Source organism: Pseudoalteromonas sp. S558 (genome assembly GCF_005886635.1).
In the GTDB taxonomy this organism is placed as follows: Bacteria; Pseudomonadota; Gammaproteobacteria; order Enterobacterales; family Alteromonadaceae; genus Pseudoalteromonas; species Pseudoalteromonas aliena.
The window spans coordinates 1-804 of record NZ_PNDU01000512.1 but is presented as its reverse complement, the minus strand read 5'-3'; the positions used below and the strand labels follow the sequence as shown (position 1 = coordinate 804).

General features: G+C 39.8%; 1 protein-coding gene. It reads right to left on the bottom strand.

What is annotated here, in order from left to right; genetic code table 11:
* Positions 1–804, bottom strand: an 804-nt coding sequence (locus CWB66_RS21160) for an IS3 family transposase (RefSeq protein WP_138586977.1), incomplete at both ends; no start/stop codon positions are given.

The window sequence follows — 804 nt, the reverse complement described above, 5'->3', positions numbered from 1 at the left end:
ACTAGTCCCAAGTTAGGGCGTTCATTATTATAAGTCCATAACCAATCGGTAGCTTTATCTTGTAACTCACTAATATCACAGTATATATAATGACTTAGCCAGTCATACCTAACCGTACGATTAAACCGCTCTACATAAGCATTTTGCTGCGGGTTACCGGGTTGAATAAACCGTAATTCGATATCATTATTCAACGCCCATTGCGCTAGTTGCTTGCTAATATATTCTGGGCCATTATCACATCTGATAGCTTTTGGTTTACCGCGCCATTCTATAATTTGATTTAACGAGCGGATCACACGTTCGGCAGGCAGTGATAAATCAGCGTCAATAGTCAGCCCTTCACGATTAAAGTCATCAATGACATTAAACAACCGACACGCTCTGCCATCCGCTAATTGGTCATGCATAAAATCCATTGACCAGCATTCATTGATGGTTTCTGGTACTGCCAATGGCTCAGGCTTATCTCTATTTAAGCGTTTCCTAGGCTTTATTCGCAAGTTTAACTCAAGCTCACGGTAAATACGATAAACGCGCTTATGATTCCATGTGTAGCCTTTAACATTGCGTAAATATAAAAAACATAAACCGAATCCCCAATTTCGCTGACATTGGCTTAAATCCAATAGCAACGCTGCAATTTTCTCATTTTCATCAGACAGTTTTGGCGTATAGCGATAGCATGTTTCACTTATCATGAAAGTACGACAGGCTAAGGCAATACTCATTTTATTTGTGCTAACGACTTCATGTGCTAATACTTTGAGCTCAGAAGCCTTTACCACTTTTTTGCCATTGCCT